Origin of the sequence: Sphingobacterium mizutaii (assembly GCF_900187125.1) — a bacterium.
GTDB classification, from domain to species: Bacteria; Bacteroidota; Bacteroidia; order Sphingobacteriales; family Sphingobacteriaceae; genus Sphingobacterium; species Sphingobacterium mizutaii.
In genome coordinates this window covers 1,040,313-1,055,801 of the sequence record NZ_LT906468.1, presented here as the reverse complement: position 1 = coordinate 1,055,801, position 15,489 = coordinate 1,040,313, and the positions used below count along the sequence as shown (strand labels likewise).

General features: G+C 40.8%; 12 protein-coding genes. 4 read left to right on the top strand and 8 right to left on the bottom strand.

Annotated features, from left to right (window positions below; translation table 11 throughout):
* Positions 1 to 112: 112 nt before the first annotated feature.
* From CKW03_RS04540 to CKW03_RS04505, 8 genes are all read right to left on the bottom strand, one after another.
* Positions 113 to 1,480: a sulfatase family protein gene (locus CKW03_RS04540; RefSeq protein ID WP_093098806.1), complete on the bottom strand. Its 1,368-nt coding sequence runs from the start codon at positions 1,478 to 1,480 to the stop codon at positions 113 to 115.
* Between the two features lie 92 nt (positions 1,481 to 1,572).
* Positions 1,573 to 1,989, bottom strand: coding sequence for a cytochrome C (locus CKW03_RS04535; RefSeq protein ID WP_093098804.1), 417 nt, complete (start codon positions 1,987 to 1,989; stop codon positions 1,573 to 1,575).
* Positions 1,973 to 2,251: a hypothetical protein gene (locus CKW03_RS04530; RefSeq protein WP_093098803.1), complete on the bottom strand. Its 279-nt coding sequence runs from the start codon at positions 2,249 to 2,251 to the stop codon at positions 1,973 to 1,975. Before CKW03_RS04530 ends, CKW03_RS04535 begins: the two co-directional genes overlap by 17 nt.
* Positions 2,252 to 2,253: 2 nt before the next feature.
* Entirely contained in the window at positions 2,254 to 3,252 is a 999-nt protein-coding gene (locus tag CKW03_RS04525) for a cbb3-type cytochrome c oxidase subunit II (protein WP_093098801.1), read from the bottom strand.
* Positions 3,253 to 3,263: 11 nt separating this feature from the next.
* On the bottom strand, positions 3,264 to 5,399 hold the full coding sequence (locus tag CKW03_RS04520; protein ID WP_093098800.1) for a cbb3-type cytochrome c oxidase subunit I: 2,136 nt from the start codon (positions 5,397 to 5,399) through the stop codon (positions 3,264 to 3,266).
* A 302-nt stretch (positions 5,400 to 5,701) separates the two neighbouring features.
* Positions 5,702 to 6,283: a Crp/Fnr family transcriptional regulator gene (locus tag CKW03_RS04515; protein WP_093098798.1), complete on the bottom strand. Its 582-nt coding sequence runs from the start codon at positions 6,281 to 6,283 to the stop codon at positions 5,702 to 5,704.
* Complete coding sequence (locus CKW03_RS04510) at positions 6,284 to 7,312, bottom strand: SDR family oxidoreductase (protein WP_093098797.1); 1,029 nt, start codon at positions 7,310 to 7,312, stop codon at positions 6,284 to 6,286.
* A gap of 119 nt (positions 7,313 to 7,431) precedes the next feature.
* Positions 7,432 to 7,719 carry a DUF8817 family protein gene (locus CKW03_RS04505; RefSeq protein WP_236736517.1) on the bottom strand — a complete coding sequence of 96 codons (288 nt, stop codon included), beginning with the start codon at positions 7,717 to 7,719 and terminating at the stop codon, positions 7,432 to 7,434.
* 412 nt (positions 7,720 to 8,131) lie between these two features.
* Between CKW03_RS04505 and CKW03_RS20620 the strand changes: the two genes are divergently transcribed.
* The 4 genes from CKW03_RS20620 (at position 8,132) to CKW03_RS04490 (ending at position 15,443) form a co-directional block, all read left to right on the top strand.
* Positions 8,132 to 8,464 carry a carboxypeptidase-like regulatory domain-containing protein gene (locus tag CKW03_RS20620; protein ID WP_197700977.1) on the top strand — a complete coding sequence of 111 codons (333 nt, stop codon included), beginning with the start codon at positions 8,132 to 8,134 and terminating at the stop codon, positions 8,462 to 8,464.
* Between the two features lie 3 nt (positions 8,465 to 8,467).
* The gene (locus CKW03_RS04500) at positions 8,468 to 11,185 is read left to right on the top strand and encodes a SusC/RagA family TonB-linked outer membrane protein (protein WP_261772005.1); all 2,718 of its coding nucleotides are present in this window, start codon (positions 8,468 to 8,470) and stop codon (positions 11,183 to 11,185) included.
* Between the two features lie 17 nt (positions 11,186 to 11,202).
* On the top strand, positions 11,203 to 12,825 hold the full coding sequence (locus tag CKW03_RS04495) for a SusD/RagB family nutrient-binding outer membrane lipoprotein (protein WP_093098795.1): 1,623 nt from the start codon (positions 11,203 to 11,205) through the stop codon (positions 12,823 to 12,825).
* 212 nt (positions 12,826 to 13,037) lie between these two features.
* Entirely contained in the window at positions 13,038 to 15,443 is a 2,406-nt protein-coding gene (locus CKW03_RS04490) for an ABC transporter permease (RefSeq protein WP_093098794.1), read from the top strand.
* The last annotated feature ends 46 nt before the right edge of the window (positions 15,444 to 15,489 follow it).

Genomic DNA, 15,489 nt, shown 5'->3' with positions numbered 1-15,489 from the left:
TAAAGTTTTAAAATTTCAAGTTAATTAAAATATAAACATTTATTAAGCTTAATAAATGTATTTCAATAAGCAATTGTAACAAGCCTTATTAAGAAGGAGAATAGAAAGAAGGTTATTCGATTTTCCTATAAGGAGGCAATCCTTTCCACCATTGCGATAAAGCTTTGGTATATTTTATCACGAGCTGTTTTCTATTCGCCGCAAGATTGGTCCTTTCATTGGGATCGGCTTTTAGGTCATACAGTTCGGGATCACTCCCATCGCTGTTCATCATGAATTTCCAGTCTTGATCCCTGATTGCAAGCGCGGGACTACGATTGACTTTTTTAGGGAAGCTGAAAGCTGTTGAGTCATTCCGGCCATATTCCCAAATGAGCGCCTTGTTTCGGGCTATAGGATTTCCAAGCATGGCTTTGCTGAGATCCTGCCCATCGAGTCCCTTGGCATTCTTTAGTGGAGCTTTTGCCAATTTTGCTAAGCTTGGCAGGAAATCAAGCGCAGAAATAATGGTCTGTTCATCTACTTGACCAGCTTTAATCTTTGCTGGCCAGCGCATCAATAAGGGCATACGGATTCCTCCTTCATACAGGGAGAGCTTACTACCGCGTAAACCGGCAGAACGATCCTGCCTGAAATTGGGTAAGGGGCCATTATCGCTAATAAAGATGACCAAAGTGTTTTCATCTAGACCCATTTCTTTCAAGCCTTGCATCAATCTTCCGATCTCTCGGTCATATTCCTGAAGGACAAATTTAAAGCTCCTTTCCTCTTGGGGCTTCCAGTCGAATCTACCTTTTTCATCATCGCCAGCTATCCAAGGGGTATGGACATCATCTGTCCATACATTGATAAAACAGGGTTTATCTTTGTTCTTTTGCAAGAAATCAAGGGTTTTATCCACAAAGTATTTTGTGCGGTTCCATCTTTTTACGCTGTCTTGATCCGACCAAATCCAGTCAGTGGCCGTGATAGCCGGATCGGGATCAGGGCTTTCATAGGTTCCAGACCATGCATCGAAACCGTATTGGTCGAAGTTAGGCGCATTGTTTACATCCCGACCACCACCGAGGTGCCATTTGCCAAAATGAGCTGTCGCATAGCCATTAGCCTTCAGCACATCAGCCATGGTCAGCACAGAAGGATCCAGAAAATCAACCTGTTCTTTTTTCCGGTTATCTTCTCGGGTATTCAGGAAAGTGGTGAAATGTAGTTTTGCGGGACGTTGGCCCGTTAGGAGTCCTGCGCGCGAGGGTGAGCAGATTGGGGAAGCACTGTAATAATTGTTGAATCGAATACCTTCCTTTCCCAATTTATCCAGATTGGGCGTTTCATATTGATGGTAATAGGAACTTAAATCACCAATACCCAGATCATCGGCCAAGATCAGGATAATATTGGGTTGCTGATGCTGTTGTGCAAAGCTAAGGTGAAAACAAAGGCACCATAAAACGAGTATGGCAGGTCTTAAAGCGTTCTTCATGGCAATTGGGTTAGTATCCAAACAATTAAGTTACCCAATTAACGACAGAAAGCTCAAAAAGTTTGAAAAAGAACGCTTAAACCTGCTAACACTCAATTAACCGAAGTCGGTAAGTATAGGTACATGAACACATAGTACATGGCCCAACCCATAAAGACAATAATGATGATCCATACCCACCAAGGAATACCTTGAGGAGTCTCACTACCATCAATCATAAAGGTTTCGGAGTTTCCTTTCCCATAGGCGTTGATCATGATAGGGACTAGGTCGTCAATTACAGCGTTTTCTTTAATTCCAGTGATTTCGATCGCCGGACCATTACGGACTTCAAAAGGGATAATCCGAACTCCTTCCTTTCCACCTGGATCCTTGCTGACGATACGCAATTGGTGTTTTCCGTCTACTAATTTCCGTGTATCCAGTTCAAAGTTCACTGGGCTATAGGTTTCAGCAATCGGAATATTTTCGTCATCGATGAAAATAAATATTTTACTTCTTTGGCTCATAATTATCAGAATTTAAAATAAACCTTTTGATATGGTCCGTTTGTTTTTCTCCCGGTTTGATGATCATCTTTAAGAACATGCCCAATGCAATCAATGAAATCAGGATGATGGCGATGACCATAATATATTCCAGGTCGCTTTTTGGCGCTGTGCCATGAACCCAGCCCCTCAAAATTTTAGGTTGGTTTCTTTCGCACACCGGGCAGGCCATCAAAAAGGAGATGCAAATACTAAAAAGCAGTGTCAATTGAATTTTTTTCATGATTAGTTGGATTGAGTCTTTACGAAATCTACGATTTGCTTGATATCTTCAGCTTTTACTTTTTTACCATTATTACCCCAGCTGGTCCTTTCGTAATTGATGATAGCGGCTACTTCTTTTTCAGTAAAGCCGGCATTGACGCCCACTGCTGCCATCACACCATATTCAGGTCTGCTATCATAACCGTTCATAATGATATCGACATATAATTCGAGGTCATCCCCGGTTACGACGGGACTACCCTTTAAAGGAGGGAAAGCTCCAGGTAGCCCATTGCCATCAGCTTGGTGGCATGCTTGACAATGCGCTACATATAAGGCCTCGCCATCCAATTCTTCTTCAGCTGCACCTTGGCCAGCAGCGGCTTGAGCTTTCCTTTTATATAGAAATTCTGGAACATCAGCTTCCAGTTTAACTTGTTTCAATGACTGTAAATAGGCTATCAACTGCATAGCCTCTTTGCTTGCTACGACTTTTTTTCCATTACTGGGCGCAAAATCTTCTGGGATATTGACCACTACGTCTTCCTTGGCTGGTATGGATTTGTATTCAAACAAGAAAGGATAGGCCGGCATAATGGATTCCTTGACCACGATACGCGGATTGTAAAGGTGGACCAAGTTCCATTCTTTGCTGGGCTGGCGGTTACCTACATCGGTCAAGTCAGGTCCAGTTCTTTCAGTTCCCATCAAGGTTGCGGTATTTCTCCACACATCCAGTCTTTCATTATGTGCATAGTCAGCAGCTACACTAGGTCGCTGACCGAAAACCTTATCCATATCTACATTCCTGACCTGTTGGGTATGGCAAGCCACACAGCCGTTGGCAATAAAGATTGACTTGCCGGCTACAGCATCCGGAGAAAGGGGTTCAGATTGAGGAAGCGGTGCATTTTTCAACTGGTTGTTCAATGCTGGAAGAATGGCAACAAAGATCGTCAACACAATGAAGAAGACCGCTGCGGTTATAAATAGTTTCTTATGATCGTCGAAAAACTCCATGATCGTTTATTTTATTTTTGAACTTTAATAGTTGATTGATTTTCAAATTGGCTGGTAATTTCTTCAGCAATGTCTAATTCTTTTACATCCGCCATCATTTTGTACAAATTATAGGCGAAAATGAGGTGAGAAAGCCACATCAGGCTACCTCCGATGGCTCTCCATAACCAGTATGGCGCCATAAAGGTCACGCCATCGATAAATGGCTTGCCGTCTAACCACATGATTCCTTTCATGGTTGAACCATACATCAACGGCACGGTATACATGAGCATTCCGATAAAGGCAAACCAGAAATGGGCTCCAATACTGATCTGAGGCGCCTCTCTTCCGGTAAATCGCGGAACGATGGTATATATGGATGCCCAAAGGAAAAAGCTGATAATGCCGTACATGGTCAAATGTGAGTGGGCAACGGTAAAGTCCGTAAAGTGCCAAATCAGGTTGGTTTCACGGAAGGCTTCAGCAGTACCTTGCATCGACCCGGTGAAATAAAAGATGATTCCGACCAGGAAAAAAGGCAGGATATAACTATCTCCTAGCTTATACCAGGATCCTTTAAAGGTCATCAGAAAGTTGGTTGTACCTGCTATAACAGGAATTGCCATTCCAGCACTTCCGACTATGGCAACTGTCTGTAACCACCAAGGGATAGAGCTAAACACAAAGTGGTGGCTTCCGATCAGAGTATAAAATAATATCTGGGTCCAAAAAGCGAGAATGCCTAAACTATAGGAATAAATAGGCCTATTGAGTTGCTGGGGAAGGAAATAGTACACTAGGCCTAGACAAAAAAGCATAAACCACATACCAACACCTTGGTGCATGTAATAGCCTTGGATGATTGTCTCTCCGAGGCCATTCTGCCAAAAAGGTAAATAGGCTGCTAGACTAATCACAATAGTAAAGATTACCGCAGCGACTATATACCAGTTTGATATATAAATTTCCCGAGTTGTTCTTTTTGCAATGGTTTTATAGTAATTGATTAGTGTCAAAACCAATGCAATTCCAAACAGCAACATAATAGGCCAGATATATTCCCTATACTCGCCTCCGCTATTGTTAATTCCTGCCATTAGGGAAATGGTTCCCACGAACACACAGACATTGATCAAAATTAGGCTGTACCAGCCCAATTTTAAGCTATAGAGTTTGGTGTTACTGACACGAGGAACCACATAATAACCCAATCCGATCATTGCCAGGGATGCCCATCCCCAGAAGACAGCATTGGTGTGGACTGGCCTTAACCTCCCGAAGCTAAGCCAGCTAAAGCTCTCCATATCCGGAGCAACAAATTTAAAACCGAGGTATTCGCCAATGGTGGTTCCAAAAACCAACCACACGGTTGCCGATATCAAATACCAGTTGACCATTTTAGAGAGGTCTACATCGAAGTTGGTTCTATCGGTTGATCTTTTCTTTTTGGAAACGATCGGGATACCATGGTTTTCATTGATGGACAATAGCCCTTTAGGGTCCACTGCTTTTTTGGAACCGGACAGCACGTCGGGTTTCAATCTATAATCAGCGGCTTCTTGGAAGGCTAATAGTTCTTTTTCAACCTCAGCTAAAGGCCTGTTTTCCAATTCTTGGACAATTACTTTTGCTTCATCTTTTTGGGCGTTAATGTTCAATTTAGATAACCTCCGATTGATTCTGACGAACAATAAAACTAGAATGAAAATGGTCGGTATCAAGAGCAACACTAAAGTGATAATAATGCCTGCCTTAGACCAGATGGATTCACTGGTACCATCAATGGATACAGTCTGCGCTAAGGATTCCAGGGGAAACAAGGGTATTCCAAAGAGGAAAAAGGCCAGTAACCAAGATTTCAGCTCCTGCCTGCTCTTTTGTTTGATAATTCGGGCAATTTGGCTGGAGTTCATTTTCTTGAGTGAGTTTTTCCAGAGGTTCACATTCAGTTTTGATTTCTCTTTTAAAAGAAAGGTGCTGACTTGTTTAATTCGATCAATCAGCAGGAGGACCACAATGAGAATGGACAGGAAAACTAGTAGTAGAAAACCTATCCAAAACTCAATCGGACTGATCTTGGAATGGAAAAAAATGGATTGTGTGAGTAAATCTTGGACCGATTTACCGTCCGAAAGGATTAAATTAAGAGTTAAAATAGAATTCATGTTAAATTCGATATGATCTTTGAATTTAGATTAAGCCATATTTCTAAATAAAAGGAATTTGAAGAATTCGCGATTTGATGAAAAGTCTAGTTTTCAGGAAGTCGTTAAAGTATTGCATGGAATGCAACCTACCCTCGCTTGGATTTATTTGAATAATTCAATGACTTAATTGAACAAAGTTAAGACATGAATTAATAAAAGACAAATTTATCTTTTATTAATTGCAAAGAAATTTAAACCACGTTGTTTATAGATGATTTACAAAAAAGCTGGTCCTATTTTCAGAGGGTATTTAAAGGGGTTTATTGGTTTGGCTGGGCAAGTTCGCGTCGAATCCTACTCAAGGATTGAGGCGTGATTTTGAGGTAGGATGCGATATATTGTTGCGGAACCTGTAAGGCAAGTTGAGGGTATCGCTTCACAAATTCAAGATACTTGGTTTTGGAATTTCCAAAATTTAAGAAGTCGTTGTCTTTAATCTTATTCAATAAAGTAGCTTCCGTAATCGTTTTAAGGAAGATAAAGAAATTGGGGATCTGTTGGCATAATCTTTCCACAACTAACTTATGGATAGCATATATTTCTGTTTCGACCACAGCCTGGAAAGCTTCACTTGCGGGGATACTGGAATAGTAGCTTTCCAGATCAACAAAGAATTGATTTTCCTTAAAGAAATACTTGGTGATTTCATTCCCATCCTGATCAGGTTTAAAGATCCTGACGATACCGGATTCAATAAAAGCGATTTCGTGAGCAATCTGCCCTATCTCTAAGAAATAATCGGATGCTGCTAAATGTTTTTGCTTGAAGTTGGAGGCAATTACCTCGATGTCGGCATCGGAGAGAATTGCCCCAAATCTCAATATGGATTTTAACTTTTGCATCTACTTTACGATTCCTAGTTTAATAACACTATTTGCACAATCTAATATTGCCTTCTCCATTGAATGTCCTTTCCAACCCAATTCCCTTTTGGCTTTGGAAGCATCGACCTTTCTCCTAAGACCTAAATCCAATAATACAGGTTTTAAGGCAGGTTCAAAAATGGACATCAATCTAGCCAAAAAATTAGGGAGGTTGGCGGTACTGATTTTCCTTTCAGGGAAATGGGTTTTTAGGACTTCAGCTACCTCCTTCATCGACATATGACCTTCGGATGCCATGTATCTATTTCCACCTGCTTTTTCTATTTCCATCGCATCTACCAATAATTTGGCAACAGAACGCACATCCACTATTTCAAATCCTATTTTTGGCATAGCAGGCATGTTACCCGATAAGATCTTTACGATAATATTGGCGGAGGTACCAAAATCATCCTCCAATATAGGTCCTAACATAGCCCCCGGAAGAATACTGACCAATTCCATTCCCTTTCCTTCTTCTTTGATAAAATCCCATGCAGCTTTTTCAGCAATGGTCTTACTTCTCATATATGGAGGGGTATCCCGTTTATTGCTTTCATCGGTCCAATGATCCTCTGTAAACACACTGTCCAATTCATCAATTTGCTTTCCATATACCACAGTGGAAATGGAAGAGACCAAAACCACTCTTTTTACCTGGTTTTGCTTGGCTGCTTGAAGAACACGCAATGTCCCCTCTTTTGCAGGGATGATTAATTCATTCTCATTCTTTGGTAATTCACGAGGAAAAGGTGAGGCAGTATGGATTACATAATCCTGATTTTCACAAGCTGCTACCCATGCCCTTTTATCAAGCAGGTCAGCCTGTACGAAGGATAGGTTACTTATACTTTGTGTATGGGTGGCAATTACTTTCTGAATAGCATCTGCACGCTTCATATCCCGTAAAGAACCGGTAACCTGATATCCTCTGTTGAGCAATTCAATAGCGGTATGAGAACCCAAGAACCCGGTCACCCCTGTCAACAATACTTTTGATTTGTTCATGACTTTGAAATTTGATTATTACAAAGTACCAGAACATTCAGAAGCTCTCAATTACCAATTGGTAATAAATGAAAACAGATTATATCGCTTGACCAAAGGTAATTAGGTTATTGTCAGGATCAAGTATAGCAAATTCCTTCTGACCCCAAGGTTTTTCTGCCAAACTTCCATTGGGATGTATGGTTACACCACGTGTCTACCAATTCTTGATATAATTGTTCGATATGGTTTACTCGGATATAAACCTGACCATAGTTTTCCTCAGGAATCAAGTCCAAAAAAATAAAGAAATGAAGTTCTGCCTCATCTTTTTTTAGGATCATATAGCTTTCAAAATTAGCAAATCCTATTTCTTGAAAACCTAATTGCTGAATGTAAAAATCCTTGGTTACGGTTTTTACTCTCATGGGTAGTTTTGGGCAAGCAGCTGTTAACATAGTCGAATATTTTATATGGTTAAAATAAGTATAAAATTTTAGAGCTGAAAAAGTGACTTTTTTTGAACTCCTCTCTTAAAAAAGTAAATAAAGACATCCAAACATTATACCATTTTGGTTAATATTTTTACATCATTAAAAAATATTAATGTTAAAAGAATATTATTTGGTTAAATAAATTGTATTGAAAATAAATTTTTATTTAACTTCAACAATAATTACAATCAATTGATCATGAGCCCAATTACACTAATCTGTTCAACAATCAACCTATATTCATTCGTATTTAATTTTAAATGACAAAATTTATTCAAAATAAGTTCGTTTTCTAAGAAATTGTATCATAGCTGTTACATTATTTACTCATTTATAAACTCACATTATGTTAAAAACACTAACTTATCTATTCCTGTGGCTTTTTGCCATACAATTAACTTATGGACAGGAACGAACCATTAAAGGCAAAGTCGTTGACGAACAGACCAAGTCGGCTATAGTCGGTGCGACAGTCCGGTTGGACGCAAGCTCTAAAGCGACCCAAACCGATGAATTAGGAGCCTTCAGCCTTGAGGTTCCAGCAGGAGACGCTAACCTTACGATCAGTATCTTGGGATACAATACTGTAAGGCAGGTCGTAACAGCAGCAGACAGCATTATTACCATTTCCATGACGCCACAGACCGCTAGGATTGACGATGTTGTAGTGACTGCCTAAGGTATTCAGCGAAAGTCTAAAAGCTTGACCTATTCCACCCAATCGATTAAGGGCGATGAACTAACCAAAGTAAAGGATGTCAATCCAATGAATAACTTGACGGGTAAAATCTCGGGAATGCAGATCAATCGGAGTTCCTCGGGGATTGGCGGATCGGTTAACATTGTTCTACGTGGCTTTAAATCGAACCGTAACAATCAACCACTTTATGTGATCGATGGACTACCGATTACGAATACCTCAGGCTCGGGTTCGGAAGGTCCTTTTGGCGGTGGACCTGATCGTGGTGATATCCTGAGCACATTGAATGCGGATGATATCTTGAGCATCAATGTCCTAAAAGGAGCCTCGGCTTCTGCCTTATACGGTAGTCAAGGAGCTAATGGCGCCATTATGATCACGACCAAGAAAGGTGCTGAAGGAGTTCTAAAAATCGATGTGTCATCGAGCATCACCGCGGACCAAGCGTTCTATCTTCCGAAGCTACAGTACCGGTATGGACAGACCGCAGAAGGATCAGAAGAGAGCTGGGGTGATAAAGGCACTTTTGACAACCCAGTAGATGGCTTTTTCAATACAGGAACTACCTTGATCAACACGGTTTCCTTGAGTGGGGGAACTGAAAAAATGCAAAACTATTTTTCCTATGGTAACACCACGAACAAAGGAATCTTACCAACCAATTCTTTCAAACAGCATTCGGCAACCTTTAGAAATTCCAGTAATTTCTTTGACAATAAACTAAGCTTTGATGGTAGCATGATGTACTCTAAACAAGACATCCAAAACCGTCCTACTTCTGGCTTATACTTTAGCCCCATATCGGGTCTTTACATGTTTCCAAGGGGTCTGGATTTTAATAAATACAAAAACAATTACCAATACCTATCTCCTTCGAGAAACCTATACTTACAAGACTGGTGGAACATCAATGCAGATGCCGGCTTGACTGGAACACACCATTCACAGAACCCATATTGGGTATTGAACCGAAATCCAACCTTCCAATTAAGGGACAATATCATAGCACAAGGACAATTGAAATACACTATCAATGATTGGCTTTCAGTAAGTGCCCGCGGAACCCTGAACAAACGATGGGACAAATGGGAAAGACATGTATATGCTGGTACCCAAGGTGTTTTGTCTGGCGAGAAAATCGAAGGTGTTTTAGATGATAATGGTCGTTTTATGAGGGATGAGACCGAAAGTACTGCATTGTATGGAGATTTTCTTTTCATCGGTAACAAAACCTTCGCTGGGGATTGGGACTTGAATTTTACGGCAGGTACCTCCATCAATGACACCCGTTCAAAAGGTTGGAATATCGATCAATTAAAATTGGCGGTTGCCAATAAATTCTTGTTGAGCAATATCTATAGGGATGCTCCCATCAATGTGTTAAACGAGTCCATCATTAGACGCCAGTTGCAATCTGTATTCGCGTCAACCAACATAGGCTATAAAGACAAAATATTCTTAGACCTAACAGCACGTAATGACTGGGCTTCCACCCTAGCCAATACACCTGAAGAGAAGAACGGCTATTTCTATTGGTCAGCAGGTTTATCAGCTGTTCTTTCTGACATGCTGAAAATGCCAAGTTTTATCAGCTATAGTAAATTAAGACTGACCATGGCGGAAGTAGGTAATGATGTAGGGATCTATAGTACTATTCCAACCAATACCTTGGCAACCGGTATTTTGAATGCGAATGTTTCAGGACCTTACCAAGGATTACCATTGCGTCCGGAAATCAGCAGAAGTTATGAAGTGGGTTATGAAGGTAGATTCTGGAATGACCGCATCAACTTCGATTTAGCCCTTTACAAAACCAATACTAAAGATCAATACTTCTCTTACGAGGCGCCTGTCGGGCAAATATTCACGACGGTATTCCTAAATGCAGGTAATGTGGAGAACAAGGGTATTGAAGCAGCGTTAGGCGTTGACGCTATCAAGAAGGAGAATTTTAACTGGAACACTTCCCTGAATTTCACGGCAAATCGGAACAAGATTTTGGAATTGGCGCCAAAACTAGGCGAGCGATACTCCGTTGGAGGCAACTACAACGTTCTAAGATTGAATGGCTCTTTCGGTGATTTCTGGGCAAGAACCTTCTTGCGCGATGAGAATGGAGTCATGGTGGTGGATGATGAGGGAAGGCCTCAGATCGGACCTGAAGGATATATTGGCAACAACAACCCGAGATCTATTGTGGGATGGAACAACACGATCAATTATGGCAAATTCGGATTAAGCTTTACAATCGATGCTCGATTTGGGGGACAGGTTATTTCGCTTACTGATGGTTACTTGAATTCATTTGGGGTCAGCGAAGAAAGTGCTGCAGCTAGGGATGCTGGTGGCTTGGATATCCCAGCAGTAAAGAAAGATGGTACACCTTGGCAAGGAAAGATTCCGGCGCATGCTTATTATAGTGCTGTTGGAAATCGAGATGGTATTGTAGAGGGTCAGGTTTATAATGCTACCAATATCCGTATGCGTGAAATATCATTGAGTTATGGACTACCCATCAAATGGAAGGGTGTCAAGAGCGCAACGGTTTCATTGACCGGTAGGAACTTGTTTTTCTTCCGGAATGATGCCCCATACGACCCTGAATTAAATACCACTACAGGTGTTGGAGGTCAAGGTTACGACTCTTTTGCCCTACCAACTACCCGCAGCTATGGACTAAACTTTAAAGTATCCTTTTAACAAGCAAGAAAAACGAAATGAAGACATTAAAATCATACTATAAACTAACCGGAATATTATTGAGCAGCCTTTTCTTGACGTTAAGCTGTACCAAAGATTTCAGGGAATTAAACACAAACCCAGCGGGAGTAACCGATGAGGAGGCAATGGGTGATTTTGCCTTGGTGGCATCATTTTTAGCTCAAGGCCAAAGGGCAATCCTTCCAGAAAATGTAAATGAGTACCAGGTTTCATACAATTTGGCAGGCGATTCGTACGGAGGATACTTTGGCGCGCAAGCACCATTTGTTGGTAATGCAAACAACTTGACCTACAGCCTTGTCCCTGGATGGTATTCCTCCCTTTGGGTAGATCGCTATATCCGAGGGATGAATCCGATAGCTAGGGTGGAGCTGATGACCAGGAATGACGAAAAGTTGAGCGATATATTTGCCTTTTCAAAAATATTGAAGGTTTCTGCAATGCACCGTACGTCCGATAAATTTGGCCCCATCATCTACAGTAAATACAATGCTCCAGATGACAATGACCAAATCCAGTACGACAGCCAACAGGATGCCTATATGAACTTCTTCAAGGATTTGGACACCGCAACCACTATCCTAAAGACTTACAAAGGCAAGGAGGTGTCAGCAGCGATGAAAAAGTCTGACATGGCTTACACCGAAAACAATTACGACCGTTGGCTTCGAATTGCAAACACTTTGAGGTTGAGGCTTGCCCTTCGAATCGCATTCAAGGATGCTGCACTAGCCAAGACTGAAGGTGAAAAAGCCTTAAATCCAGAAAACGGCGGATTATTGGAAGCCACAGCAGATAACTGCTTTATCAAATTAAGCACCGACCATCCCCTGAATATCCTCACAACAACATGGAGTGATACAAGGATGAATGCCAGCATAGAGACATTTCTAGGTGGCTATAAAGACCCACGTCTAGCAGAGTTATTCCTACCAGCAACAGATCCTGCGGTTAGAGGCCAATTTAAAGGGATCCGTACCGGTATTGATATCGATGCAAAAAGCAGGTATGACAATTATTCGAAATTGCTTCCCCAACCTAATCGCATGCAGTTAATGGTAGCATCGGAGAGCTGGTTCTTAAAGGCTGAGGCAGCCTTGAGAGGATGGAGCAATGCTGGCGATGCAAAAACCAATTATGAGACCGGAATTGAAAGGTCTTTTGAAATGTATGGTTTAAGCGCACAAGCGGCAGCTTACAAAAACAATGCTACCGATAAACCTATGCCTTACATAGACCCAAAAGCAATCAAAGCAGGACAAAATGATATCCTGCTAGGCTCTCCATATTTGAGTACCATTACCATTGCTTGGAATGAAGGCGATAGCAGGGACAGAAAATTAGAAAGGATCATCACCCAGAAATGGATTTCAATGTTCCCTGATGGAGATGAAGCCTGGGCAGAGTATCGTCGTTCGGGATATCCTATACTTTTTCCAGTGGTTGTCAATTACAGTAACAACACGATTCCATCGGTTCCAGGAATAAGAAGGATGCCTTATCCAGAAAGGGAATACAATAGCAATAGTGCAGCAGTGAATGAAGCTGTGAAAATGCTAGGAGGACCAGATAATGGCGGAACGAGACTATGGTGGGACGTAGAAAATAAAAAATTATAGTTAAATAATTGAGTGATAATTTGATGAGCGGAGAGGATAATTCCTACTCCGCTTTTTTATTTCATTCTCGTTCATTTCCGAACAGAATATGTCCGAAAATGAACAGCACCGGCCCCAATCAAACTACAACCGGTTGATATTAACCCTCTTAGCTCACTGGCAATAATATTGCTAATCGAAACAAAACATTAGCACTATTAAAAGACCTGAGCATGAAGTGGAGTTATATAAAAATTGCCTGGCGGAACATCAGTAAGAAAAAACTTCAGAACATCATCAATTTAATTGGATTGATCTGCGGTATCACCTTCGTTATGATTGTCGCTGCCTACATTTGGGATGCTAAGCAGGTTAATGCCCAGCTCAAGAATAAGGACCAGCAATATTTATTGCAGAGCACCTATAAAAAAGAAGGACTAGGATTAGATCTAACTACCCTAGGCGCACTACCAAAAGCTTTGGCAGAGGAATATCCGCAGCTTGTCAAAAATTATTATCGAATTGATGGATTGACCTGTATTGTTTCCAATGGCACTGACAAGTTTGAAGAAGGGGCTAGTTTAGGAGATCCGACCTTATTATCCATGTTTGGATTCGAGCTTCATGCCGGAGATGTCAACACCGCTTTAAAAGATCCTTTTACACTGGTTATTACCGAAGCTGCAGCCGTAAAGTACTTCGGTCGTATTGATGCCTTAGGCGAACAGCTATCAATTAGAAATTTCAATGGAGAAAAGCATGATTTTATGGTGACCGGGATTATTAAACCCAGTTATCAAAATTCAGTATTGGAGTTGACTCCTGCCCTGAAAAGTGACTTCTTTTTACCCATTGCTTCCGAGAAATATTTTGGTCGAGACATTGATAATTGGGAAAATCCATACATCGTGGGATTCGTTGAATTGCAAAAAGATGTTTCTCCAGCTCAGCTTAGCCCTGCCATAAAAACCCTAGTCAGCAAACATACAGACAAGGAATTTTCAGATAATTACAGCCCAGACTTAAAGCCATTGAAGTCCTATTACTTGGAAAGTAACAATGGCGCCATTCAAAAAATGATTGATATCCTGCTTTACATTGCCGGTTTCATCCTGCTGATGGCTATTATTAATTTTATCAATTTCAATCTAGGTCAAAATATCGGTCGCTTAAAAGAAATCGGAATTAGGAAGATCATGGGTGCTCGCGCTAATCAAATAGCCAGCTTATTACTCACCGAATATGTGATTCTTCTCTGTCTGATTTTATTGATCTGTCTCCCATTATACGTCCTTGCTTTGCCGCTTTTTGAGAGTATTTTCATGCGAAAGCTGCCGCAGATTACGGAATTGCCTTATTACTTTTATTTAGGAATCTTCTTATTTTCCATACTGATCGGCTTATTATCCGGCTTTTATCCGGCCATCAAACTTTCAAGAAACAGCCTATTAAACTCTGTAAAGCTTCAATTTGACAAGGTAAAAAACAAACAAAACATCCGGAAAGCTTTGCTTTTCCTTCAGTTTACCACAGCAATCGTTATTCTGACCTCCAGTATTATTATTGCTAGACAAATCCAATTGTTTGTCAATAGTGACCTGGGTTATAATAAAGATTATGTCCTTACGGTACAAACCACAAGAGATTGGAGTCCGGAGGGTGTCCGCAAAACGCAAACCATCCAACAGGAATTAGAAAAGCTGAATGAAATAGAAGAGATCAGTTTATCTTATGAAACCCCAAACAATATCGTTGGGAAAGCTGAAATCGCCTTAATGGACAAGTCAGAAGAGGCAATCAATTCTCAAATGATAATATCAGATTCCAAATTTGCCGACACCTATCAGATCCCGATGGTTGCAGGTCAATTTTTCACCTCCAAACTGGTTGATTCCATGGCTCCACAGGAGGTGGTCATCAATCGGAAAGCAATGCAGGTTTTGGGGATTGAGCAGGCCGACGAATTAATCGGTAGAAATTTAAGAATTAACGGTTCCCAAGATCCTGTAAAAGTCGTTGGGATCACGGAAAACTTTATCCCTAATTCCATGCACAGTCCCAATACCGCAATTATCTGGCTGAATGTTGCTCAAAATAATTATTACCGATATTTCAACATCCGCATGAAACCGGGATCTATTTCAAATTCCATCCAAAACATCGAGAAGAAATGGCATTATCTTATGCCTGAAGCTCCCTTTGAATACCATTTTATGGAAGAGAATATCCGCAAAATGTATGAAACCGAATTGCAGCTGTACAGAGCCTCTATATCAGCGACAGTTATCACGCTTATTATCGTTTGCTTAGGCATCATGGGATTGGTTTCATTATCGATTAGCGCCCGCAGTAAAGAAGTAGGGATGCGGAAAATACTAGGTGCAAAACTGTCGGATTTGCTGGTATTATTTTCCAAAGAGTATTATCTGTTATTTATCACCTCTGTACTGACGGCTGTACCTATCAGTTTCTTTATGATGAAGAAATGGCTCACCAATTATGAATTTAGGATACAGATTTCTGCATGGAATTATTTGTTGCCTATCCTCCTGCTTTTGGGCTTATTGGCGGGCTTAATCCTCATTATCTTATACCGAAATGGAAGAGGCAATCCTATTCAAAGGTTAAAGGAAGAATAAAACATGATACAATAAAAAAGCCGGCATGAACCGGCTTTTTTATTAG

Excerpts from the sequence above, each read along its gene's own strand:
- CKW03_RS04540 (WP_093098806.1), bottom strand. The coding sequence starts at position 1,480 with ATGAAGAACGCTTTAAGACCTGCCATACTCGTTTTATGGTGCCTTTGT.
- CKW03_RS04535 (WP_093098804.1), bottom strand. The coding sequence starts at position 1,989 with ATGAGCCAAAGAAGTAAAATATTTATTTTCATCGATGACGAAAATATT.
- CKW03_RS04530 (WP_093098803.1), bottom strand. The coding sequence starts at position 2,251 with ATGAAAAAAATTCAATTGACACTGCTTTTTAGTATTTGCATCTCCTTT.
- CKW03_RS04525 (WP_093098801.1), bottom strand. The coding sequence starts at position 3,252 with ATGGAGTTTTTCGACGATCATAAGAAACTATTTATAACCGCAGCGGTC.
- CKW03_RS04520 (WP_093098800.1), bottom strand. The coding sequence starts at position 5,399 with ATGAATTCTATTTTAACTCTTAATTTAATCCTTTCGGACGGTAAATCG.
- CKW03_RS04515 (WP_093098798.1), bottom strand. The coding sequence starts at position 6,283 with ATGCAAAAGTTAAAATCCATATTGAGATTTGGGGCAATTCTCTCCGAT.
- CKW03_RS04510 (WP_093098797.1), bottom strand. The coding sequence starts at position 7,312 with ATGAACAAATCAAAAGTATTGTTGACAGGGGTGACCGGGTTCTTGGGT.
- CKW03_RS04505 (WP_236736517.1), bottom strand. The coding sequence starts at position 7,719 with ATGAGAGTAAAAACCGTAACCAAGGATTTTTACATTCAGCAATTAGGT.
- CKW03_RS20620 (WP_197700977.1), top strand. The coding sequence starts at position 8,132 with ATGTTAAAAACACTAACTTATCTATTCCTGTGGCTTTTTGCCATACAA.
- CKW03_RS04495 (WP_093098795.1), top strand. The coding sequence starts at position 11,203 with ATGAAGACATTAAAATCATACTATAAACTAACCGGAATATTATTGAGC.
- CKW03_RS04490 (WP_093098794.1), top strand. The coding sequence starts at position 13,038 with ATGAAGTGGAGTTATATAAAAATTGCCTGGCGGAACATCAGTAAGAAA.